This window comes from Actinotalea soli (assembly GCF_017565425.1).
In the GTDB taxonomy this organism is placed as follows: domain Bacteria; phylum Actinomycetota; class Actinomycetes; order Actinomycetales; family Cellulomonadaceae; genus Actinotalea; species Actinotalea soli.
This window is the reverse complement of the sequence record NZ_JAGEMK010000003.1, coordinates 246,175-267,921: the sequence shown is the minus strand read 5'-3', so window position 1 is coordinate 267,921 and position 21,747 is coordinate 246,175. Positions and strand designations below refer to the sequence as shown.

At 71.9% G+C, this 21,747-nt stretch carries 19 protein-coding genes; 6 read left to right on the top strand and 13 right to left on the bottom strand.

Annotated features, from left to right (window positions below):
• Nucleotides 1–19 precede the first annotated feature (19 nt).
• On the top strand, nucleotides 20–1,366 hold the full coding sequence (locus tag J4G33_RS08225) for a DUF2254 domain-containing protein (protein ID WP_208055450.1): 1,347 nt from the start codon (nucleotides 20–22) through the stop codon (nucleotides 1,364–1,366).
• 12 nt (nucleotides 1,367–1,378) lie between these two features.
• On the opposite strand, the gene yicI is transcribed toward J4G33_RS08225, so the two are convergent.
• From yicI to J4G33_RS08200, 5 genes are all read right to left on the bottom strand, one after another.
• Nucleotides 1,379–3,730 (bottom strand): alpha-xylosidase, encoded by a 2,352-nt coding sequence (gene yicI, locus J4G33_RS08220; protein WP_208055449.1) that lies wholly within the window; start codon nucleotides 3,728–3,730, stop codon nucleotides 1,379–1,381.
• On the bottom strand, nucleotides 3,727–4,647 hold the full coding sequence (locus tag J4G33_RS08215; protein ID WP_208055448.1) for a carbohydrate ABC transporter permease: 921 nt from the start codon (nucleotides 4,645–4,647) through the stop codon (nucleotides 3,727–3,729). Before J4G33_RS08215 ends, yicI begins: the two co-directional genes overlap by 4 nt.
• Complete coding sequence (locus J4G33_RS08210) at nucleotides 4,647–5,603, bottom strand: carbohydrate ABC transporter permease (RefSeq protein ID WP_208055447.1); 957 nt, start codon at nucleotides 5,601–5,603, stop codon at nucleotides 4,647–4,649. Before J4G33_RS08210 ends, J4G33_RS08215 begins: the two co-directional genes overlap by 1 nt.
• A gap of 89 nt (nucleotides 5,604–5,692) precedes the next feature.
• Nucleotides 5,693–7,000, bottom strand: a complete 1,308-nt coding sequence (locus J4G33_RS08205) for an ABC transporter substrate-binding protein (RefSeq protein ID WP_208055446.1) — start codon at nucleotides 6,998–7,000, stop codon at nucleotides 5,693–5,695.
• A 132-nt stretch (nucleotides 7,001–7,132) separates the two neighbouring features.
• Complete coding sequence (locus J4G33_RS08200) at nucleotides 7,133–8,146, bottom strand: LacI family DNA-binding transcriptional regulator (RefSeq protein ID WP_208055445.1); 1,014 nt, start codon at nucleotides 8,144–8,146, stop codon at nucleotides 7,133–7,135.
• 164 nt (nucleotides 8,147–8,310) lie between these two features.
• Here J4G33_RS08200 and J4G33_RS08195 point away from each other — a divergent pair, with 164 nt between their 5' ends.
• Nucleotides 8,311–8,619 carry a helix-turn-helix domain-containing protein gene (locus tag J4G33_RS08195; protein ID WP_208055444.1) on the top strand — a complete coding sequence of 103 codons (309 nt, stop codon included), beginning with the start codon at nucleotides 8,311–8,313 and terminating at the stop codon, nucleotides 8,617–8,619.
• Between the two features lie 3 nt (nucleotides 8,620–8,622).
• Here J4G33_RS08195 and J4G33_RS08190 read toward each other — a convergent pair whose 3' ends face one another.
• Nucleotides 8,623–9,243, bottom strand: a complete 621-nt coding sequence (locus J4G33_RS08190) for a ClpP family protease (protein ID WP_208055443.1) — start codon at nucleotides 9,241–9,243, stop codon at nucleotides 8,623–8,625.
• A complete protein-coding gene (locus tag J4G33_RS08185; RefSeq protein ID WP_208055442.1) occupies nucleotides 9,240–9,860 on the bottom strand; it encodes a ClpP family protease in 621 nt (206 codons plus the stop codon). Before J4G33_RS08185 ends, J4G33_RS08190 begins: the two co-directional genes overlap by 4 nt.
• Nucleotides 9,861–9,984: 124 nt before the next feature.
• Between J4G33_RS08185 and J4G33_RS08180 the strand changes: the two genes are divergently transcribed.
• Nucleotides 9,985–10,392, top strand: coding sequence for a nitroreductase family deazaflavin-dependent oxidoreductase (locus tag J4G33_RS08180; RefSeq protein WP_208055441.1), 408 nt, complete (start codon nucleotides 9,985–9,987; stop codon nucleotides 10,390–10,392).
• A gap of 20 nt (nucleotides 10,393–10,412) precedes the next feature.
• Here the strand turns inward: J4G33_RS08180 and J4G33_RS08175 are convergent, their stop codons facing one another.
• The 3 genes from J4G33_RS08175 to J4G33_RS08165 form a co-directional block, all read right to left on the bottom strand.
• Nucleotides 10,413–10,901, bottom strand: coding sequence for a serine hydrolase (locus tag J4G33_RS08175; RefSeq protein ID WP_243758778.1), 489 nt, complete (start codon nucleotides 10,899–10,901; stop codon nucleotides 10,413–10,415).
• 31 nt (nucleotides 10,902–10,932) lie between these two features.
• A complete protein-coding gene (locus J4G33_RS08170; protein ID WP_208055440.1) occupies nucleotides 10,933–13,770 on the bottom strand; it encodes a cation-translocating P-type ATPase in 2,838 nt (945 codons plus the stop codon).
• Nucleotides 13,771–13,870: 100 nt separating this feature from the next.
• Nucleotides 13,871–14,326, bottom strand: a complete 456-nt coding sequence (locus J4G33_RS08165) for a DUF1801 domain-containing protein (protein WP_208055439.1) — start codon at nucleotides 14,324–14,326, stop codon at nucleotides 13,871–13,873.
• Nucleotides 14,327–14,473: 147 nt separating this feature from the next.
• Between J4G33_RS08165 and J4G33_RS08160 the strand changes: the two genes are divergently transcribed.
• From J4G33_RS08160 to J4G33_RS08150, 3 genes are all read left to right on the top strand, one after another.
• Complete coding sequence (locus J4G33_RS08160) at nucleotides 14,474–14,923, top strand: helix-turn-helix transcriptional regulator (protein ID WP_208055438.1); 450 nt, start codon at nucleotides 14,474–14,476, stop codon at nucleotides 14,921–14,923.
• A 5-nt stretch (nucleotides 14,924–14,928) separates the two neighbouring features.
• A complete protein-coding gene (locus tag J4G33_RS08155) occupies nucleotides 14,929–15,339 on the top strand; it encodes a VOC family protein (protein WP_208055437.1) in 411 nt (136 codons plus the stop codon).
• 164 nt (nucleotides 15,340–15,503) lie between these two features.
• The gene (locus tag J4G33_RS08150; RefSeq protein WP_208055436.1) at nucleotides 15,504–18,035 is read left to right on the top strand and encodes a family 43 glycosylhydrolase; all 2,532 of its coding nucleotides are present in this window, start codon (nucleotides 15,504–15,506) and stop codon (nucleotides 18,033–18,035) included.
• A 68-nt stretch (nucleotides 18,036–18,103) separates the two neighbouring features.
• On the opposite strand, the gene J4G33_RS08145 is transcribed toward J4G33_RS08150, so the two are convergent.
• The 3 genes from J4G33_RS08145 to J4G33_RS17755 form a co-directional block, all read right to left on the bottom strand.
• Nucleotides 18,104–18,817, bottom strand: a complete 714-nt coding sequence (locus J4G33_RS08145; RefSeq protein WP_208055435.1) for a hypothetical protein — start codon at nucleotides 18,815–18,817, stop codon at nucleotides 18,104–18,106.
• A gap of 123 nt (nucleotides 18,818–18,940) precedes the next feature.
• Nucleotides 18,941–19,624 (bottom strand): response regulator transcription factor, encoded by a 684-nt coding sequence (locus tag J4G33_RS17760; RefSeq protein WP_208055434.1) that lies wholly within the window; start codon nucleotides 19,622–19,624, stop codon nucleotides 18,941–18,943.
• Nucleotides 19,621–21,612, bottom strand: coding sequence for a sensor histidine kinase (locus tag J4G33_RS17755; RefSeq protein WP_208055433.1), 1,992 nt, complete (start codon nucleotides 21,610–21,612; stop codon nucleotides 19,621–19,623). The genes J4G33_RS17760 and J4G33_RS17755 overlap by 4 nt, the downstream gene beginning before the upstream one ends.
• Nucleotides 21,613–21,747 lie beyond the last annotated feature (135 nt).

Here is a 21,747-nt window from a genome sequence, read left to right as displayed (position 1 = left end):
CCCTGGCATGGTCAGGCCTGTGAGCGGCCTCCGGCGTGTCAGCGAGCGGTTCTGGTTCATCCCCGCGCTGCTGTGCGTCCTCGCCGCAGGACTGGCCGAGGGGTTGACCACCCTCGACGAGCGCCGTGGGGACGCGCGCGTCCGGGGGCCGCTCGGCGACCTGCTGTACAGCGTGGGGGAGAGTGGCAGCCGCGATCTGCTCGGCGCGATCGCGACGTCGAGCCTCGCCGTGGCAGGCACGACCTTCTCGATCACGATGGCGGTCCTGGCCCTGACCTCCTCGAGCTACGGGCCGCGTCTGGTCCGCAACTTCATGGCCGATCGCGGGAACCAGACGGTGCTCGGCGTGTTCGTCGCGACCTTCCTCTACAGCCTCCTCGTGCTGCGGTCGATCCGGGTGCTGGGCGACACCGGTGAGCAGGAGGCCGACGTCTTCGTCCCGCACCTCGCCGTCAACGCCGCGGTGCTGCTCGCGGTCGCCAACGTCGCGGTCCTCGTCTACTTCATCCACCACATCAGCGACTCGGTGCAGGTCGCGACCCTGGCGCGCGGGGTCCGTGAGGAGCTGTGCGACACGGTCGAGCGGCTCTACCCCTCCGAGGTGGGCCACGACCGCGACGACGCCACCCTGACGCCGGCGCGGGACGCGACGGCGCAGGCCCTTCCGGTCCCGACCGGGGGGACACCCGTGCCAGCCGGCCGACCGGGCTACGTGCAGTCCGTCGCCGAGGAGAAGCTGCTCCGCCTCGCGGTACGTCATGACCTCGTCGTGCGGCTCGAGGTGCGGCCGGGGCGGTACGTGCTGCCCGACACGACGATCGCCAGGCTCCACCCCGTCGGCGCAGTGGACGAGCGGCTCGTCCGCGCCGCGCAGGCCACGATCGTGGTGACCGACGAGCGCACCCCTCACCAGGACGTCGAGTTCGCCGTCCAGCAGCTCACCGAGATGGCGGTGCGGGCCCTCTCCCCGGGCACCAACGACCCGTACACGGCGATCAACGCCCTGGACGACCTCTCGGCAGGGCTGGCGATGCTCGCTGCTCGTCAGCAGCCCTCCGCCCAGCGGTTCGACCAGGACGGCACCCTCCGTGTGCACGCCCCTGCTCCCGGCACGACGGGCCTGGTGCGCGGGGTGCTCGACAGCATGCGCTGGTACGCCGCCGGTGCGCCGTCGGTCATGCACCACACCCTCGAGCTCGTCGAGAGGGTGGGCGTCCGGTCGCGCGACCCGGAGCTGCGGGTCGACCTCGTACGCCAGCTCGGGCTGCTCGAGGACGCGTTCGCCGCTGCGGGCCACCACGAGCAGGACACCCGGGGGTTCGGCGAGCACGCACGGAACGTGCGGGCCGCCGTCGCCCCCGGGTGACCGCCTCGGGAGTCAGCTGCGCAGGACGGCGGTACCCCCCTCGGCCTCGACCGGCGGTCGACCCGCGACGCGGGCGGTGAAGCGTGCGGCCGTCGGCTCGGCCGTCACCGTCACCCCCTCCTGCGTGCGGAGCACGGTGAACCGCGTGACGGCCCCGGTCAGGGGGTCGGTGACGGCCGCCTCAGCGTCGGTGGTCCCGGGGTAGACGGTGACCAGCGCGCCGTCGGCGTGGTCCCGGTCGGGGCGGTCGGCCCCGGGGGAGGTGACCAGCACGGCACCCTCGCGGACCCACAGCGGGAGCGAGTCGAGCTCGTGGTTCTCACGCCGCCAGGTACCGCCGTCCGTCGCCTCCCCGGTCAGGAGGTTGGTCCAGCGGCCGGCGGGCAGGTAGTACTCGACCTCACCGGTCATCGAGAGGACCGGGGCGACCAGAAGGTCTGGGCCGAGCATGTACTGGCGGTCCAGGTGGGCGACGGCGGGGTCGTCCGGGAAGGCCAGCTGCATGGGTCGCATCACCGGCAGACCCACCTCATGGGCCGTGAGCCCGGCCTGGTAGAGGTACGGCATGAGCTCCATCTTGAGGTGGGCGAACCGACGGGTGACCTCCACGGCGCTGGTGCCGGGGGCCTCGTCCCCGCGGTCGAAGAGCCACGGCACCCGGTAGCTCTGCGAGCCGTGCAGCCGCGAGTGGGAGGAGAGCAGCCCGAAGGCCACCCAGCGCGTGAAGACGGTCGGGTCCGGGTCGCCCTCGAAGCCGCCGATGTCGTGGCTCCAGAACCCGAAGCCGCTCATCGACATCGAGAGCCCGCCGCGCAAGGACTCGGCCATCGACTCGAAGGTCGAGGAGCTGTCTCCGCCCCAGTGCACGGGCATGCGCTGGCCCCCGGTGGTGGCCGACCGGGCGAACAGCACGGCCTCACCCTCGCCACGCACCTCCTCGAGCACCTCGAAGACCGCCTGGTTGTACAGCTGGGCGTACCAGTTGTGCATCCGGTACGGGTCGGAGCCGTCGTGCCAGAGGACGTCCACCGGCACCCGCTCGCCGAAGTCGGTCTTGATCGCGTCGACGCCCTGGTCGAGCAGGTTGCGGATCTTGCCCTGGAACCACGTGCGCGCCTCCGGGTTGGTGAAGTCGACCAGCCCCATCCCGGCCTGCCACAGGTCCCACTGCCAGATGCTGCCGTCGGCCCGCCGGACCAGGTAACCGGCCTCCGCCGCCTCGTCGAAGACGGCGGAGCGCTGCGCGATGTACGGGTTGATCCACGCGCTCGTCCGCAGGCCCCGCGCGTGCAGCCGGTCGAGCATCCCCTCGGGGTCGGGGAAGGTGCGGGGGTCCCACACGAAGCTCGTCCAGTCGAACTCACGCATCCAGAAGCAGTCGAAGTGGAAGACGCTGAACGGCAGGTCCCGCTCGACCATGCCGTCGATGAACTGGTTGACCGTGGCCTCGTCGTAGTCGGTGGTGAAGCTCGTCGAGAGCCAGAGCCCGTAGGACCACGCGGGCACCCGTGCCGGCCGGCCCACCAGGCGCGTGTAGCGCTCGAGGACCTGCTCGGGGGTGGGGCCGTAGATCACCAGGTACTCGAGGGCCTCGCCGGGCACCGAGAACTGGACCTGCTCGACCACCTCGCTGCCGACCTCGAAGGAGACGTGCTCCGGGTGGTTGACCAGGACCCCGTACCCGCGGTTGGTCAGGTAGAACGGCACGTTCTTGTAGGCGAGCTCGGAGGAGGTGCCCCCGTCGGCGTTCCAGACGTCGACCGTCTGCCCGTTCTTGACGAAGGGACCGAACCGCTCGCCCAGCCCGTAGACCAGCTCGCCGACACCCAGGGACAGCTGGTTGTGCACGTAGGTGCGTGCTGCCGCCAGGCCGGTGCTGGTGACGCCCGCGATGCCCGCGGGCTCGCTCGGCACCGGGGCGTCCGGGTCCAGGGTCATGTAGCCCACGGACTTGTGCCCCGAGCGGGTCAGCACGCGCTCGGCGTCCTCGAAGGTGAGGTTCCACGGTGCACCCGCGCTGATCCGCGCCGTGAGGGGGCCCGTGCGCAGCACCCCGCCCTGGGCGTCGGCCTGGGCCGTGCCGTGCCCGGCCTCGGCGCCCACCAGGTCGAACCCGTCGTCGTGCCTGGTGCCGCGGTGGTGCTCGATCCGCACCCGGACCACGCCGTCGAGCGGGCTCGAGAGGGTCACGGTGAGCAAGGCCCGGTTGAGGGTGTCGCCCCGGCGCTGGATCACGCGGGTGGGGGCGTGGACCACGAGCTGGTCGCCGTCTCGGTCGTGGCGGGCGTCGATGTCGTAGGCCTGCGTCGCGTACTGGGCGTCGACGCCGGGACGCGTGTGCCAGAACCCGTCGGTGAACTTCATGACTTGACCGCTCCTGCCGTGATGCCCCGGGTGAGGGTGCGCTGGAAGATGAGGAAGAAGATGAGGGTGGGGATGAGCCCGAGCAGGGCCGAGCCGCTGGTCGTGGTGACGTCCATGATCCGGTCGCCCTGCAGCGCCGTGATGGCCACGGGCACCGTCTGGTTGGCGTTGGAGACCAGGAAGGTCAGCGGGATGAGGAACTCGTTCCACGTCCAGATGAAGAAGAAGATGAGCAGCACCGAGAGGGTGGGCCGCGAGATCGGGTAGACGACCCGCCACAGGATCCGCCACCGCCCGGCACCGTCGATCGAGGCGGCCTCGAGCAGCTCCTTGGGGAAGGTGCTGTACACCGAGGCGAGCAGGTAGGTGCCGAAGGCGCTCTGGATGACCGTGAAGATGATGATGACGGCCCAGACGTTGTCGTACAGGCCCACCTCGCGGAACATGAAGTAGAGCGGGTACAGGAGCACCTCCTGCGGGAGCATGTTCGCGAGCAGGATCAGCACCACGATCCACAGCCGCCCCTTGACGCGACCGATGCCCAGCGCGAAGGCGTTGAACATCGAGATGAGCACCGCCAGGACGGCCACCATGCCTGAGATGAACACGCTGTTCCACACCTTCTCGGGGAAGTTCACGCGTTCCCAGAAGGCGACCAGGCCGTCGGTGTAGAGGCCCGTCGGCAGGGCCAGCGGACCGCCGGTGCTGTACTCCGCGGGCGACTTGAACGAGTTGATGACGATGAGGAAGAACGGGAAGGCAATGAACAGCCCGATGAGGACCGCGACGCCCAGGACCGCCCAGTCGCCTGCGGACCGGTGCGTGCGGTTGGCGCTCGGCGGGCGGCGCGCGGGTGTTCCCTGGTCCTGGTCGGGGGTGCTCGCCCCGTGGCCGGTGACGATCGGCTCGGTGGCCATCAGCCGACCTCCTCTCGTCGCTCGAGGCGCGTCTGCACCAGGATGAAGATGACGGCGACGACGGCGATCACCGCGGTCAGGGCGGTGGCGATGGTGGCGCCGTAGCCCACCTGCTGGGCCTGGAAGAACTGGCTGTAGGCGTAGTAGGCCGGGACGATGGTCGAGGTCCCGGGCCCGCCGCCCGTCAGCGCGTACACCGGGCCGAAGACCTTGAGCGCTGCGATGGTGCAGGTGAGGACCACCACGAAGATCTCCGGGCGGATCATCCCGACCGTGATGGCCTGGAAGCGCTGGTACCAGTTGGCGCCGTCGAGCTCGGCCGCCTCGTAGAGCGCGGGGTCCACGCGTTGCAGGGCCGCCATGAAGATGACCACGGGGTAGCCGATCTGGATCCACACCAGCACCGCCATGATGCTGAGCAGCGCCGTGTCCGGGTCGCCCAGCCAGTTGTTCTGGAGGGCGCCGAGCCCGACCCCGTCGAGGATCGAGTTGAGCGCCCCGTTCTGCGGGCGCAGGATCCAGCCGATCACGATGGCCGCGATGACCGAGGGCAGGATCTGCGGCAGGTAGTACGTCGCGCGGAGGAAGCTGGCCATCTTGCCGCCGAACTTCTTGCCGACCAGGTCGAAGAGCAGGGCGGCGAGCACCAGACCCACCAGGGTGGGCAGCACCACCATGGCGCCGATCATCGCGATCGAGTTCCGGAACGAGGTCCAGAACGTCTCGTCGGCGAAGAGCCGTGCCCAGTTCTCCAGGCCGATCCACTCGGGCGGCCGGATCCCTCGGTAGGAGGTGAAGGTCAGGTACACGTTCCAGACCAGCGGCACGATGATCACCATCGTGAGCAGGGCCAGCCCGGGCACCAGGTAGATCCAGTAGCTGCGCCGGCTCGTCTTGGGGATGAGGGCCGACGGCGCACGCCGTCGGGGCGCGGTGGGGGCGAGGGTGCTCGCCATGACGCCACTCCTTGGGTAGGGGAAGGACCGGGGTCGGGTGCCGCCCGCGCGGAGCGGCACCCGACCGTGCTCGGTTCAGCAGGCCGTGCTCAGCCGGTGATGTCGGCGACGCCGGCCTCGTACTGCTGCTGGAGCTGGTCCTGCACCGCACCGGGCTCGAGGGAGCTGTTGATGAGCTCCTGCAGGGCGGCGTTGAGCTCGTCGTAGAAGGTCGGCGTGGGCCAGTCCGGGTAGAAGGCGATGCCGTCGCGGTCGTTGAGGGTGTTGAAGTTCTCGATGAGCTCGGCGCTGCGCTCGTCGGTGATGTCCGCCGGGTCGGCGTCGACGGGGACGCCGCCGCTGTTCCCCATGAGGGCCTGGATCTCGGGGCGCATCGTGATGTCGATGAACTCCTGGGCGAGCTCGGCGTTCTGCGAGCGCTCGGGGATCACCCACATGTTCCCGGCCGACCCGGGGGACATCTCGGCCCCGGGGAACAGGAACGCGCTCCACTCGTAGTCGGTGATCTCGTCGGTGAAGCGGCCCTGCCACCAGCTGCCCGAGAAGAAGATCGGGTAGGTGCCGTTGATGAACCCCGTGCCGGCGTCCTCAGCGGTGAGGCCGGTCGCGTCGGTCGAGATGTAGCCGGCGTCGACCCACTCCTTGACCGTCTCGGTCGCGTAGGTGATCTCCTCGCCCTGCCAGTCCACCTCGTCGGTGTAGAGCTGGTAGGCGTCGACCCAGTCACGGTCGGCCTTCGTCAGGGCGAGCTGGTACCAGAGCTGGCCCGTCGGGTACTCCCCGGCGGCCTGGGCCATGGGGGTGACGCCCTGCTCGGTGAAGGTGGCGAGCACCGCCTCGAACTCCTCGAGGGTGGTGGGGACCTCGACGCCGGCCTCCTCGAACATGTCGACGTTGTAGTAGACCTGCACGAACTCGCCGTAGGTGGGCACCCCGTACCAGCTGCCCGAGCCCATGATGCCGCGCTCGTCGTACCGGGCCGTCGTCTGCAGGGCCGGGGCGAGCTGCTCGTCCCAGCCGTACTCGGCGACGGCGTCGTCCAGGGGCATCAGCAGGCCCTGGCTCGCGAGCAGGCCTGCCGTGGCGTTGCCCTTGTTGTACTCGAGGACGTCAGGGGCCTGGTCGGAGTTCAGCACCTGGCTCGCGGTGGTGCGGATCTGCTCGAAGCTGCGCTCCTCGAACTCGACGGTGGCGCCGGTCTCCTCCTCGAAGACGGCCATGGCCTCCTCCCAGGCCACGCCCATCGCGCTGGTGGGGTTCTCGTAGTGCCACACGCGCAGGACGTCGCCGCCCGAGCCGGTGGCGCTGCTCTCGCCGTCCGAGCCGCCGCAGCCGACGAGGACGAGTGCTGCCGCAGCAGTGGCTGCGGCGCCGATCGTGACCTTCCTGGACTTCATGGTTCTCCTACCTCCTCGTAGGCCGCGGGATCGCGGTCGGGCTACCTGCTGGTCTGGCTGGGCAGTGTCGTCGAAGCGCTTCGACGACGGTCGCGCGTCGGTCCTCTCGTCCTGGTTCGGTGCGGGTGCTGGCTACGGACGCCGCGGCGCGGTCGAGCCGCGGTCGACGTAGGTCGGGGGGATCAGCTCGACGCGGGGTTCGACCGTCCCGGTGATCTGAGCGATGGTGAGCTCGACGGCCCGCGAGCAGCTCTCCGCGGGGATCAGCGGGATCACGTCGAGCGGCGGGGCGAAGGTCGAGGTGTCGAAGGTCGACGCCGCCGAGATCACCGAGACGTCCTGCGGGACGCGCAGGCCTGCTGCGCAGAGCACGTCCAGGGTGCGCATCTGGATCGTGTCCTCGCAGTGCATCACCAGGCCGGTGAGGTCGCGGTCCGGTCCGAGGATCTCCGCGACGGCCTCGCGGACGCCCGCGATGGTGCGCTCAGGCGCACCCAGCCGGACCTCGAGGTCACGCTCGGCGGCATGGGTGACGAAGGCCTCGCGGAAGCGCAGCGGGAAGTTCGACCCGCGCGCGTAGACCGACGGCGGGTGGCCCAGCAGGCCGACGACGCGGTGCCCACCGTCGGCCAGGCGGTCCACGGCGAGCCGGGCCGCGGCCTCGAAGTCGAGGTCGACGCACACGAGCCCGTCGGTGTCGGCGGGGATCCCGACCAGGGCTGCTGGCACGTCCAGGGAGCGCACGAGCTCGGCCCGCTCGTCCTCGGCGAGGACGTCCAGGACGATCACGCCGTCGACCAGGCGGCTGGACGTGACCCGGTGCAGGCCGCCCGTGGCCTCGTCCTGGGTGAGGAGCAGCACGTCGTAGTCGTAGGCCCGTGCTGCCGTGGCCGCCGCGAGGACGAAGGCCATGTGCGCAGGCGTGTAGGTGTCAGGCCTGAGCGGCTCGGTGACCGCGAGGATGTAGGTGCGCCGGCCGGCCAGGGCGCGTGCCCCCGCGTTGGGCTGGTACTGCAGCTCGAGGATCGCGGACTCGATGCGCTGACGGGTCTTCTCGCCGATGGGCCGCTTGCCGCTCAGGGCGTAGGAGACCGTGCTGATGGACACCCCGGCGACGCGGGCGACGTCGTTGATCGTGGCGGCCATGCGGACTCCGATGTCGTAGAAGCGCTTCGATGCGGTTCGGCGTGGACACTACGCCCGGCCCACGCCGACGCGCAAGGGCACGAACCCGGCCCGTCGGAGGGCGGCCGTTCTGCCGACAGCAGATCGACCGGACGAGCCGGGGGGCCGCGGGCTAGCGTCGCCCCATGAGCGCCACCGTCACCTCCTTGGCCCCTCGACGCCGCGAGCACGACGCCTGGCGCCGCGCGATCGGAGGGCGGCTCCGCGAGGCACGACTGGACGCCGGCCTGCGCCTGGTCGACGTCGCCGCGGCGGCCCAGGTCTCGGCCCAGTACCTCTCGGAGGTCGAGCGCGGGCGCAAAGAGGCCTCCTCGGAGGTGCTCGGGGCCGTCACGCGGGCCCTGGGCATGACCTTGGTGGACCTGGCCGGGGGGATCGCTCGGGAGCTGGGCCGCTCGGCCGGCGATCGCGGGCCCGTGCTGCTGGCCGCCTGAGGCTCAGCCCCCGAGGGCGGTGCCCGGGCGGGGGGCGCGGCCCCGCACCACCAGGTCGGCCACCCCGTAGGAGACGGCCTGCTCGGCGGTCAGCACCAGGTCGCGGTCGGTGTCCTGGCGAATGGTGAGCGCCCCCTTGCCCGTGTGCCGGGACAGCACCTCCTCGAGCTCGGCGCGCAGGCGGGCGACCTCGTCGGCCGCCACGATGAGGTCGGGGAGGGTCCCGCGCCCCTCGGCCGAGGGCTGGTGCAGCACGACGCGCCCGTGGGAGAGGATCGCCCGCTGGCCGGGTTCGCCGCCCGCAAGCAGCAGGGCCGCGGGGGAGGCGGCCTGCCCCACGCAGGTGGTCGCGACGGGCGGTCGCACGTACTGCATCGCGTCGTAGACGGCCAGGGCCGCCGAGGCCGAGCCGCCGGGGGAGTTGATGTAGAGCGAGATGGGGGCGTCGGGGTTCTCCGACTCCAGGTGCAGCAGCTGCGCGACGAGCACGTTCGCGACGCCGTCGTCGATCTCTGTGCCCAGGTAGACGATGCGCTCGGAGAGCAGGCGGCTGAACACGTCGACCACCCGCTCGCCCCCACCTGCGCGGCGCTCCACCACGGAGGGGATCGTGTACTGGCTCATGCTGCGAACCCTCCTGCCTGGGCGCGCCCGGCCGTGCCCGTCGGGGCGACCGATCCGAGCTCGGTGAGGACGTGGTCGACGAACCCGTACTCCCGGGCCTCCTCGGCCGTGAACCACCGGTCCCGGGCCGAGTCCGCGAGCACCGTCGCGACCGGCTGCCCGGTGTGCTGCGCGACGAGCCCGATCACGGTGTCGCGGGTGTGGCGCAGGTCCTCGGCCTGCAGCTCGATGTCCGCCGCGGTGCCCCCGATGCCTGAGGAGCCCTGGTGCAGCAGCACCCTGGAGTGGGTCAGGGCGTAGCGCTTGCCCGGGGTGCCGGCCGAGAGCAGGAACTGGCCGGCGCTCGCGGCCCACCCCATCGCGAGGGTCGCGACGTCGTTCGGGATCAGGCGCATGACGTCGTGGATCGCGAGCATCGCCGGCACGGAGCCGCCAGGGGAGTTGATCCACAGGTTGATGTCGCGGCGCGGGTCCTCGGCCGAGAGCAGCAGGAGCTGCGCGCACAACCGGTTGCCCGAGGCCTCGTCCAGGGCTGTGCCCAGCACGATGGTGCGTTGGTGCAGGAGACGGGCGGCGAGCTCGTCGTCCAGGGGGCGGGGGGTCGGTGGCTGGGTCATGCCTCGATCCTGAGCCGCCGTCGTCGCGGGGGACCGGTGGCGCTGCCGCCAGCGGATCAGCCCAGGGCAGCGCAGGTCCTCGGGCCGCGGCACACTGGTCCTACCCGAGTCGCCGGAGGCCCTCGTGCCGATCGCCCAGCGCATCACCCGGATCAACCGCCGTGCGCTCAACCCCCTGATGCTGCGGATCACCGGCCACGGCCCGTTGGTCGACCTCGAGCACGTCGGGCGTCGCTCGGGGACGGTCCGCCACACCCCTCTCCTCGCCTTCCGCGCGGGCGGCACGGTGACGATCGCCCTGACCTACGGACCCGACGTCGAGTGGTTGGCCAACCTGCGGGCCGCAGGAGGTGGGCGGATGCTCATGCGTGGGGAGATCCTGACCCTCGGCCCCCCGTCGGACCTCGGCACGAGCGCGGGCCTGGCGCGCGTCCCGCGACCGGTGCGGGTCGCGCTGCGATGGCCGGTCCGGTGCCGGGACTTCGTCGAGCTGCCGGTCAGGTCAGCGCGGGCCGCGGCTACCGCTCGCTGACGGCTACCGCTCGCTGGCGGTCATCGCGGGCGCACCGCGGCAGCCGCGGCCTCGAGGACGGCGGCGGAGCGGTCGTGGGGTCCGGCGAGACCCCGCCCCGTGAGGAGCACCACGACGAGATCACGGGTCGGGTCGACGTACGCCGCGCTGCCCGTCCCCCCGATCCAGCCCCACCGCCCCGGTGCCCGGCCGCCCGTTCCGGCCTCGAGGTCGACCCCCACGCCCAGTCCCCAGGAGCACCCCGGCTCGAGGAAGGGGGCGGCACCCAGGGTCCCGTCAGCGACGAGGGCCAGCGTGAGGGTGGCGGCCAACGGTTTGGTGAGCGAGGAGATCCGGAACGTGGTGTCCACGGCCATGGCCTCCGGCCCACCCAGGTCCCGTGACCCGACGGCGTGGAGGTGCGTACGTCCGGCGTGCCGCAGCCCGAGGACTGCCCCGGGCAGCCACCCGCTGCGCACCTGCTCGTCTACGAGGTCGATGAAGGCGGTCGGGTCGACGGTAGTGTCCATGCCTTCGGCAGACCCGGCCGCGGGGGCGAACTCATCGCCGTCGGCGGCTGACGGCCTTGCGTGCCTCCTCGACCCCCAGCACCGAGGAGGCCACTCCCGCCGCGACGGCCCACTGCGTCGCGGTGAGGGCCGTGGTGCTGAAGAAGCCCTGCAGGAGGGGCAGCTGCACCACGGCGACCTGCAGCACGAGAACGGTGAGCAGCGCGATCCACAGGGTGCGGTTGGTCAGGGTGCGGCGGTGGAACACGGTGCGCTCGCGGCTGCGGACGTTGAGCAGGTTGAGCAGCTGGAACAGCACGAAGGTGGTGAAGGCCATGGTTCCCGCGGTGGTGGCCACACCGTGGCTGGGGGCGGGCCCGGGGGCCAGGACGAGGACGGCCAGGGTGCCGACCCCCATGACCACGGCCGAGAGGATGATCCGCGCGACGCGGGGCCGGGTCAGGATCGGCTCTCCGGTACGCCGTGGGGGCCGGTCCATGACGTCGGGCTCGGGCCGGTCCAGGCCCAGGGCCATGGCCGGCGGGCCGTCCATGATGATGTTGACCCACAGCACCTGCAGAGCCGTGAACGGGGCGCCGCCGGCGATCCCCGCGATCCCGGCCGTGAGGAAGATGATCACGAACCCCCACGAGGTCGCGATCTGGAACCGCACGAACTTCACGACGTTGTCGTAGATGCCGCGGCCCTCGCGGACGGCCGAGACGATGGTCGCGAAGTTGTCGTCGGTGAGGATCATCGAGGCCGCACCCTTGGACACCTCGGTCCCGGTGATGCCCATGGCGATCCCGATGTCCGCCTGCTTGAGGGCCGGGGCGTCGTTGACCCCGTCACCGGTCATCGCGACGACCGACCCGTCGGCCTGCAGCGCGTCGACCATGCGGATCTTGTGCTCGGGGCTCACCCGGGCCAGGACCGCGTAGCCGCCGGCCTGCCGGGCGAGGGTCTCGTCGTCCATGCCGTCGAGCTCGGACCCCGAGACGGACTCGCCGTGCAGACCGAGGTCCTCGGCGATCGCGGAGGCCGTGCCGACGTGGTCCCCGGTGACCATGTGCACGACGATCCCGGCCTGGTGGGCGGTCTCGATGGCCTGCCTCACCTCGGGGCGGGGCGGGTCGACGATCCCGACGAAGGCGAGCAGGGTCAGGCCGCGCACGTGCTCGCCGAGCTCGTCGGGTGCGGCCTCGCCGACCGCCTCGAGGTCGATCTCCGTGGGGGAGAGGTCCCGGTGGGCGACGGCCAGGACGCGCAGCCCGCGCGACCCGATCTCCTCGTTGAGGCGCTGCAGGCGGTCACGCTGGGCGTCGTCGAGGTCGATCACGCCCTCGGGGGTGTCGAGCAGGGTGCACCGGGCCAGCACGATGTCCGGCCCGCCCTTGACGAACACGCGGGTGCCGTCGGTGTCCTGCGGGGCGAGGCCCCGCACCCAGGCACGGGCGGCGTCGTCCTGCCCGTCGGGTGACTCGCCGTCGTCGAGGGGGGAGGCGGCCCAGTGGTGGAAGGTCGCCATGTACTTGCGGTCGGAGTCGAAGGGGATCTCTGCGGCCCGCGGCCAGTGGCGGCGCACCGCGTCGACGTCGAGCCCGCCCTTCTCGGCCAGGACCACCAGCGCACCCTCGGTGGGGTCGCCGACGAGCTCGCCGTCGCTCACCACGGCCTCGCTGGCCAAGGCCATGCTCAGCAGGGCCGCCCTCACGTCGGGGGCGGGTCCGTCGCCGGTGGCCTCGAGGTCTCCGTCTGTGCTGTAGCCCTCGCCGCTGATCCGGAACAGGCGCTGCTCGGCGAAGAGCTCGCGGGCGGTCATCTGGTTGAGGGTGAGGGTGCCGGTCTTGTCGGTCGCGATGTGCGCGGTCGAGCCGAGGGTCTCGACCGAGGAGAGGCTCTTGATGATCGCGCCTTGGCGGGCGAGGCGGGCAGCGCCCATGGCGAGGGTGAAGGCGACGACGGCGGTGAGCCCCTCGGGGATGGTCGCGACGGCCAGGGCGACGGCGGTGAGGAAGAGGTCGCCCACCGGGGTGCCGGCGATCAGGCCGAGCCCGAAGACGATCGCGACCACCACGCCCGCGACGACGCTGAGGAACATGGCGAGCTGGGCGATCTGCCGCTGCAGGGGCGTCTGCTCCTGACCGGCCGCGTCGAGCAGCCCTGCGACGCGGCCGATCTCGGTCTTCATGCCGGTCGCGGTGACCACCAGCACGCCCCGACCGCGGGTGACGGCGGTGCTCATGTACGCCATGTCGACGCGGTCTCCGAGGGTCGCGTCCGCCGGCGGGTGGGCGTCTGCCTCCTTGGTGACGGGCGCGGACTCGCCGGTGAGCGCGGCCTCCTGCACCTCGAGCCCGGCTGCCTGGACGACGCGGCCGTCGGCGGGGACCACGTCACCGGCCTCGAGCAGCACCACGTCCCCGGGCACGAGGTCGGGGGCGTCCACCTCGGTGACCCGCCCGCCGCGCCGGACCCGCGCCCGGGTCACGGTCATGTCCTCGAGCGCCTGGAGGCTGTCCTCGGCCCGGCGCTCCTGGACGAGGTTGAGCACCGCGTTGAACGTCACCACCACGAGGATGACGATCGGTGTCTCGATCTCGCGGGTCACCACGGCGCTCACCACGGCCGCGAGGACGAGGACGACGGTCATCGGCTCGGTGAGGAGCTTGAGGACCTTGCGCCAGGTCGGCACGCCGGCGGCCTGGGTCAGCTCGTTGCGGCCGTGCTCGGCCAGGCGCTCGCCGACCGTCCCCTCGTCCAGGCCGTGGCGTGGGTCGACGTCGAGCCGGTGCGCGACCTCGTCGGGGGCCAAAGTGTGCCAGACCGGTGCGTCGGAGGACGGGGCTGCCGGGGTGCCCTCGTCCGTCGTGGGTGGGCTGGGTGGCATCGAGGTCCTCCGCTGCGTCCGTGCCGGGTGGGCGTCAGCCCAGCGTCGACCGACGGGTGGCGCAGCACTAGACTGGCACCGATCCTGCGGCTCGGCGTGCTCAGCCCGCGACCCTGTCCACGAGCGCGATGATGCTGGTCTCGGCCGCGGCGGTCAGCTCGGTCACGGCGTAGGAGGTCGGCCACAGCCCGCTCGCGTCGTCGAGGGCGGCCTCGGCGGTGAAACCGAAGGTCGAGTAGCGCTCCTTGTCGGCGTCCCCGCTGCGGAAGAAGCAGACGACCTTGCCCTTCCTGGCATAGGCCGGCTGCCCGTACCAGAGCTTGGGGGCCAGGTCGGGGGCATGGGTCGTGACGATGGCGTGGATGCGCTCGGCCACCGCGCGGTCCGGGGCGGCCATCGTCTCGATCTTCGACAGGACGTCGAGCTCGTCGGCTGCGGCCTTGGTGCGGCGCCCGCCGCTGGCCTCCTTCTTCAGCTCGGCGGCGCGCTCCTTCATGGCGGCGCGCTCCTCCTCGGAGAAGGTCGGGGCCGTCGTCTCGCTGGGCTTGGCGCTCATCCTTGGCACTCTCCTGGTGGTCGGGTCGGTGGGCTGTGCTGGGGACGCTAGCCGCGAGGGCCTGTCCCGTGCTTCTCCGATCCTGATCGATCCTGCCCTCGCTCCCGGCCCTGGCCCTGGTGGCGATCGAGGTGGAAGCATGAGGGCATGGAGGTGGACCGGGCCGAGGACCGGCGCGTGCGTGACATCGTCGTCATGCGGCGGGTGCGGGACCGGATGGACCGTGAGTTCGCCCAGCCCCTCAACCTCGAGGCCCTGGCCCGTGGGGTCCACATGTCGGCCGGGCACCTGAGCCGGGAGTTTCGACGCGTCTACGGCGAGACGCCGTACGCCTACCTCATGACCCGGCGCATCGAGCGGGCCATGACCTTGCTGCGTCGCGGGGACCTGAGCGTCACCGAGGTCTGCTTCGCGGTGGGGTTCTCCTCCCTGGGGACCTTCAGCTCGAGGTTCACCGAGCTCGTCGGTGTCCCTCCGAGCGCCTACCGTCGGGACCATTCGCAGGCCGCTGCGGGGATCCCGCCCTGCCTGGCTCGGCAGGTCACGAGACCGGTCAGGAATCGAGAAGCCGTGCCGGTCGTGGCGCCCCTAGCGTGACGAGCATGGACATCACCATTCACTACGTCTTCCTCCCGCACACCGACGCCGAGGCCGCCCTCGGCTTCTACCGTGACACCCTCGGGTTCGAGGTCCGCCAGGACGTCGGGTACGAGGAGATGCGCTGGATCACCGTCAGTCCGCCTGGGCGCCCGGAGACCTCGATCGTGCTGCACCCGCCTGCCGTCGACCCGGGGATCACCGAAGACGAGCGCCGCACGATCGGCGAGCTGATCGCCAAGGGGGTGTACGGCGCGATCACCCTCGCGAGCGACGACCTCGACGGACTCTTCGAGAGGCTCGTGGCCGGCGGGGCCGACGTGGTCCAGGAGCCTGCCGACCAGGACTACGGCGTGCGCGACTGCGCGGTCCGCGACCCGGCCGGCAACCTGATCCGGGTGAACCAGCAGGTCTGAGGGCTCGTCGACCGTTGACGACCCGGGTTGTTAGCCCTAACATCGCCTCACACCGTTGGTCCTCGTGCACACGAGCCTTGGGCATTCGTACAACGATGTAGACGAGGCGGAGAACAGCGCTCCGACCCCGGAACGACAACGACGTCGAACACAGGAGAACTGCGATGCGCACCTCTCGTCTGCGCGCCTCGGGGCTGGCCGCCCTGATGGCGCTGGGTCTCGGGCTCTCCCTGAGCGCCATGCCGGCTCAGGCCGGGGACGACCCGCCGGAGCCCGCGCCGGTGGGGCAGCTGCCGCTCACGGGGAACGTCTCCGTGCACGACCCGACGATGACCTACGACGAGGCCGCGGGACTCTACGTCGTCGCCGCCTCGCACAACTCGATCCGCACGGCGCCCACCATGAACGGTCCGTGGACGACCGTGGGCAGCGTGACGCGCGCCCCGTGGACGACCAGCGTCCCGAACTCGACGACGCTGTGGGCCCCGCACCTGCAGAAGATCGGCGACACGTTCTACTACTACTACTCCCAGTCGAGCTTCGGCTCCTCGGACTCGGCGATCGGTCTCAAGACGACCAAGACTCCCGCGGTGCCGAGCAGCTATGTCGACCTCGGTCGGCCGGTCATCACCTCCGGCAGCCTCGCCACCGGACCTCAGCCCCTCGACGTCAACGCGATCGACCCGGTCGTCATCGAGCACACCGACGGGACGTGGTGGATCGTGTGGGGCTCCTTCTGGGACGGCATCGCCATCCAGCAGCTCGGGGAGGACCTCACCAGCGTCGTCGGCGAGCCGACGCTGATCGCGTCGCGTCAGGCGGACGACAACCCCGTCGAGGGTCCTGCGATCTTCTACCGCGACGGCTACTACTACCTGGTGCTGAGCTGGGACAAGTGCTGCTCGGGGGCGAGCTCGACGTACAAGGTCGCCGTCGGGCGGTCCACGGAGATCACCGGACCCTACGTGGACCAGGCCGGGGTCCGGCTGGACGAGGGCGGCGGAAGCGTGATCCTCGACACGAGGCAGTCGGCACCGGGGGTCACGCCAGCCGGGCTCTACCGCGCGCCCGGTGGGGCCGACGTGTTCACCGAGGACGACGTCACCTACCTCGTCTACCACGCGTACCTGCCGAACAACACCCTCGGGATCCGTCCCATGGAGTGGCGCGACGGGTGGCCGTTCTTCTCGGACGGAGACGGTGGTGCCTACGACCTGGCCGACGGCGACCACGTCCAGCTCGTCACCGAGGCGACGAGCTTCACCATGCCCGAGGTCCCGCGCGTCGCCGGGCCCCCCGGGTTCGGCACCGCGCTCCAGCTCAACGGCGGGAGCCCGGTCGGGTACGTCGACATGCCCGACGGGATCGTCAGCGACCTGGACGGTGACTTCACGATCTCGATGTGGGTCAAGCGCGGCAGCACCCAGGGCAACGACTGGGCTCGGCTCTTCGACTTCGGCGACAGCACCGAGAACTTCATGTTCCTCACACCGGCTGCCGCAGCGACGCCGACGGGCCTGCGATCGGAGATCCGGCTCGCCGACGGGCGTGGTCACACGGTCCCAGGCTCAGGCAACAGCGTCTCGGTGGGCACGGCGTGGACCCACGTCGCGGTCTCGGCGACCGGCACGACCGGCACCCTGTGGGTCGACGGCCGAGCGGTGCGGCAGAACACGAGCTACACCTTGCGTCCGGCTGACCTCGGCGCCACCGTCAACAACTGGATCGGCCGGTCGCAGTTCAGCGCCGATCCACTCCTGAACGCCTCGGTCGACGACGTGAACATCTTCAGCCGGGCCCTCTCCGCCTCCGAGATGGCTGCACTCACGGCCGAACCGGGCGGGGGGAGCGCGGTCGGTGGCGGTGACGTCGCCTGGTACCGCTTCGACGAGGACGGCGGGCAGGCGGTCGTGGACTCCTCCCCGTCGGGGAACGAGGCGACGGCCGTGGTGCCCGTCTCCAACGAGGACCAGCTCCAGAACCCGGTCCCGGGGACGCAGTGCCTCACCGGTGGCGAGGTCGACGTGGTCCAGGAGGCCTGCGCGGACGACGTCGTCGCACAGGTGTGGCGCCTGGACGCCGCCCCCGAGGCAGCGTTCCGCCTGGTCGCGGCCGGCACGTCGCCCGAGCGATGCGTCACTCTCGCCGACGGCTCGGGCGCCCCGGGCACGCCGACCGTCCTCGTTGCGTGCGACCCTTCCGACGAGCTGCAGCGATGGTTCGTCGAGGACACCGGCCACGGCTTCGTGCGCTTCTCCTCGCCGGCTGCCAACCTCGCGCTCGAGATCGAGAACCAGAGCGGAGTGATCGGCACCGACGTCGTCGGAGCCGTGCGCGCCATCCGTCCGATCGCCAACCTCGCCCCGCCGCAGCAGTGGCTCGCGCGGCACGTCGAGGCACCGGACGGCGCGCTCGCCGTGACAGCGGTCGCCTCGACCCGATGCGTGGCGGGCACGGTGGTGGTGACCGCGACCGAGACCAACGCCGACGACGTGGCGGTCCGCCTCACGGTGACCTCGGACCACGGGTCCAGGACGGTGGACAGCCTGGCACCCGGGTCACGCGTCTCCCAGGCGTTCTCGAGCAGGTCGCCGTCGGTCCCGGCGGGGAGCGTGTCGATCGTGGTGGCCCCCGCGTCCGGTGAAGCCGGTGGGCAGACGCTCACCGCTCCCTACGCGGCAGCCACCTGCGGCTGACGGAGGGACCGGGCGCGGCTGTCCCGCGCCCGGTCCTCGGCCCAGCACCGCCAGGTCGTGGGGAGGCGTCAGCCCGCCGACCCCCGGATGACGGCGTTGCGGCCGACCGCGAGCCAGATGCCGCCGACGACCAGGCCGATGATGCTCATGCCAGGCAGACCGGGCACCCCGGTGAGGAAGGTCGCGGTGAGCAGCGCGACCGCCAGCAGCCCGGCCAGGACGCCGAGCCCTCGGGACACCAGCCCCTCGCGCAGTCCCATCCACGCCAGGCCGAAGGCCGCGGCGAGCAGCGGGACCCACGCGATGTACGGGCTGAAGTCGTTCATCATGTAGTAGCCCAGCAGGCCGTGGGGGTCGTAGGAGCCCTCCTCGAGCCCGCCCGGCAGGTAGTTGCCCAGCGCGCCGCGCCACCCCGAGGTGAGGGCGACCAGGCCGCTGGTCGCGACGACGCCCACGGTCACGAGGGCGGCCCCCAGGGACCCGGGGTAGCGCCGCTCGACCCGCTGACGCCACAGGGCCGCGAAGACCAGGAGGGCGAGCACGGTCAGGTATCCGGTGATCCCGGCGAGGCGGAAGGTCGAGTGGCTGAGGGAGGCGACGTCCTCGGCGGTGATCGGGTAGGCGAAGTCGCTGCCGTGGGAATCCGCCCGCGTCTCGCTGAACAGGGTGAACAGCCCCAGAGCGCCGGCCACCGTGGCCCACAGCGGCCACGCCGTGAAGCGGCGCCCTCGTCGCGAGGTTGCGGGTGCGTCGTCGGTGAGCTCGTCGGTCCTGGCGGGCATGGGTCTCTCGTCTCTGGTCGTGCGGCCACGGGATGCGGCCGGTCGCCCACGACCCTGCGCGGCCCAGCGGCCCGGACGGCAGGGTGACGAGCACCGAGACCCTGGGCGCCGTCCTCGGGCCGCTCAGCGGTCCGCCGCCTCCGCGGGCGACTCGTCGACCCCCAGGCCCTCCTGCCGTGCCCGCACGATCAGCCGTGCGCGGTCTCCCACGTCCAGCTTGGCCTGGACCCCGTAGACGTAGTTGCGGACCGTCTTGGTGCTGAGCACCAGGCGCCGGGCGATCGTCGCGTTGTCGTAGCCGCGGGCGACCATCTCGGTGACCTCGCGCTCGCGGTCGGTCAGCTCGGGGAAGGGCACCCGCCCCCGGGTCCGAGAGCCGGAGAGGTAGCCCAGGGCGCGCTGCACCACCTGCTGCCCGAGGAGGGCCTCGCCGTTGCCGACGGCCCGCACCGCCCGCTCGACCTCGGACGGGGAGGCTCCCTTGAGCAGGTAGCCGCGGGCCCCGGCACGGATCGCCGCGAACACCGAGTCGTCGTCTCCCAGCATCGTCATGACCAGCACCCCGATCTCGGGCGCGACCCGCAGGATCTCGCGGGTGACCTCGACCCCCGACCCGTCGCCCAGGTCCAGGTCCATGACGACGACGTCGGGCCTGGTGCGGGTGAGGACCTCGTGCGCGCCCGCGGCGGAGCCTGCCTCGCCGACGACGTCGACCCCAGGCAACGAGCGCAGCAGGGCAGTCATCCCGATGCGGAAGACGGGGTGGTCGTCGACCACCACGACCCGGACCGGCGCCCCGGCGCTCACGGGAGGACCACCGTGAGCCGAGCGCCGTCACCGGTGCTGTCGATGACGAAGGTCCCGCCCAGCTCTGCGGCGCGCTCACGCATCGAGCTCAGACCGATCCCCGGGGCGGCGGCGTTCCCCAGGCCGGTGCCGTCGTCCTGCACCGTGAGCCGCACCCCCCGTCCGTCTCCCTCGTGGCGCAGGGCGATCCGGCACTGCCGCGCACCGGCATGGCGGTAGGAGTTCAGCACGCCCTCGGTGGCGATGTGGTAGATCGCGACCTGCCGGCCGCTGTCGATCTCGTCGGCGGCCTCCGCGTCGACCAGCACCGTGAACCCTCCGTCGGAGAACCGTCGCGCCAGGACCTGGAGCGCCTCGCCGAGCCGGCCGTCCTCGAGGGCCGGTGGAAGCAGGGCTCGCGCCATCTCGCGCACGTCGGCAGCCCGCCGGGACAGCTCCTGCCGCAACCGCTCGAGCAGGGCGGCGTCCTCGGGCTCGAGGGTCGAGGTCCGGTCGATCGCGGCGAGGGCCAGCGCCACGCCGGAGAGGGAGGGGCCCAGCCCGTCGTGCAGCTCGCGGCGCAGCAGCCGGCGCTCCTCCTGGCGGACGTCGAGGATCCGGGTGCGCGCGGTCTCGAGGTCGAGGTTGACCGTGGCGAGGTCGACCGCCATCGCGACCAGGCCCGAGATCTGCTCGAGGAGCCGGACCGTGCGCGGGTCCAGGCGCTCGCCGGCGGGGGCGCTGAGCCGTAGGGCACCGACGGTCCGGTCCCGGCTGCGCAGGGTGATCGCGACCGGGGACGGCCCGAGCCGCCCGGAGAGGACGCGCGGGCCGTGGGCGACGCAGGACTCGACCTCCACGCCCCGTAGCCGCAGACCGGCCCGCAGACCGTCGGCGAGCCCCTCCAGGACGGACCGTTCGTCGCTCGCGGCACCGATCTGCGCCCCGAGCCGGTCCAGCAGCACGGTCACCTCCGCCCCGGAGCCGAAGACCAGCCGGTCGACGTGCCGCTGGATCCAGCTGCGCAGCGGCACGACCGCGAGGGCGAGCAGCGCGACCGCGACCACCCCGGCCGACTCCTGGCTCCACGGCAGCCGGTGACTGAGGGCCCACACGATCAGCACGTAGCTCGCGAGCACCGCCGTCGTGAGGAGTGCCCCGACGACCGTGCGGGAGACGGCGAGGTCCGCACCCCAGGACGGTTGCGCGACGAGGGCGAAGACCGCGGCGAGCAGCATCACGTGGGCGGCGACGACGACGGGGGCGGCGACGCCGAGCGGCGGGCCGTCGAGGAAGAACCCGAGCTCGAGGGCCAGGTAGGAGACGGCGAGCAGCGCGACACTGACCACCGCCCAGGTGAGGCGCCGACGCTCGCGCGGCTCGGCGCGGGCGCGGAGGAGCAGGTGGACGGCGGCGCCGAGGCCGACCAGGGAGTAGACCGGGATGGTCGCCCCGTCCACGGCTGCGGCCACCTCTGCCACCGGGGTGCCGCCGGACACCGGGTTGGGTGGGCCACCCTCGACCTGGCTCAGGAAGCGCGTCACCCCCGCCAGGGCCACCAGCGCGACGCCGACGAGGATCCCGACGCGACGCAGCCCAACGATCGGGCCGCTCCCCAGCAGCCACGGCAGGACGAGCAGGGCGGTCAGGGCACCGACGATCCACCCGGTCACGACGAGCTGGATCCCCACCTCCCACCACGGCACCCCGGGACGGTTGGCTCCGAGGACGGCGTACTGGATCCCGAGGGCCGTCACCCCGAACCCGAGGCCGACGACGAGGAGCGCCCATCCCGCCACGTGCCGGCTCCGCGAGGCGATGAGGGCGCCGGCCGGCCCGTAGACGAGAGCCAGGCCTGCGTCCGGGAGGAAGAACTCCGGGTGGACCTCGAACGCGGGAGGTGGATCCCCGAGGTTGACCGCGGCCAGGACGAAGGACGCGAGCCCCACGAGCACGACCAGGCCCCCTGCTGCGAGGGGCAGGCGCTGCCAGCGCGCAGTGCTGCGCACCTCCGTGACCATCTCCCACCGCCTGTGCTGCCGGGCCGGGTCTCCGCTCGTCATCATGGCGCGTGGGGCGGCCCGAACGGCAGGGGCAGGGGCACCTGGTCTTCGGGCAGGCCCGGCGGAGGTGCGCGCTAGCCT

Excerpts from the sequence above, each read along its gene's own strand:
- yicI (WP_208055449.1), bottom strand. The coding sequence starts at position 3,730 with ATGAAGTTCACCGACGGGTTCTGGCACACGCGTCCCGGCGTCGACGCC.
- J4G33_RS08215 (WP_208055448.1), bottom strand. The coding sequence starts at position 4,647 with ATGGCCACCGAGCCGATCGTCACCGGCCACGGGGCGAGCACCCCCGAC.
- J4G33_RS08210 (WP_208055447.1), bottom strand. The coding sequence starts at position 5,603 with ATGGCGAGCACCCTCGCCCCCACCGCGCCCCGACGGCGTGCGCCGTCG.
- J4G33_RS08205 (WP_208055446.1), bottom strand. The coding sequence starts at position 7,000 with ATGAAGTCCAGGAAGGTCACGATCGGCGCCGCAGCCACTGCTGCGGCA.
- J4G33_RS08200 (WP_208055445.1), bottom strand. The coding sequence starts at position 8,146 with ATGGCCGCCACGATCAACGACGTCGCCCGCGTCGCCGGGGTGTCCATC.
- J4G33_RS08195 (WP_208055444.1), top strand. The coding sequence starts at position 8,311 with ATGAGCGCCACCGTCACCTCCTTGGCCCCTCGACGCCGCGAGCACGAC.
- J4G33_RS08190 (WP_208055443.1), bottom strand. The coding sequence starts at position 9,243 with ATGAGCCAGTACACGATCCCCTCCGTGGTGGAGCGCCGCGCAGGTGGG.
- J4G33_RS08185 (WP_208055442.1), bottom strand. The coding sequence starts at position 9,860 with ATGACCCAGCCACCGACCCCCCGCCCCCTGGACGACGAGCTCGCCGCC.
- J4G33_RS08175 (WP_243758778.1), bottom strand. The coding sequence starts at position 10,901 with ATGGACACTACCGTCGACCCGACCGCCTTCATCGACCTCGTAGACGAG.
- J4G33_RS08170 (WP_208055440.1), bottom strand. The coding sequence starts at position 13,770 with ATGCCACCCAGCCCACCCACGACGGACGAGGGCACCCCGGCAGCCCCG.
- J4G33_RS08165 (WP_208055439.1), bottom strand. The coding sequence starts at position 14,326 with ATGAGCGCCAAGCCCAGCGAGACGACGGCCCCGACCTTCTCCGAGGAG.
- J4G33_RS08160 (WP_208055438.1), top strand. The coding sequence starts at position 14,474 with ATGGAGGTGGACCGGGCCGAGGACCGGCGCGTGCGTGACATCGTCGTC.
- J4G33_RS08155 (WP_208055437.1), top strand. The coding sequence starts at position 14,929 with ATGGACATCACCATTCACTACGTCTTCCTCCCGCACACCGACGCCGAG.
- J4G33_RS08150 (WP_208055436.1), top strand. The coding sequence starts at position 15,504 with ATGCGCACCTCTCGTCTGCGCGCCTCGGGGCTGGCCGCCCTGATGGCG.
- J4G33_RS08145 (WP_208055435.1), bottom strand. The coding sequence starts at position 18,817 with ATGCCCGCCAGGACCGACGAGCTCACCGACGACGCACCCGCAACCTCG.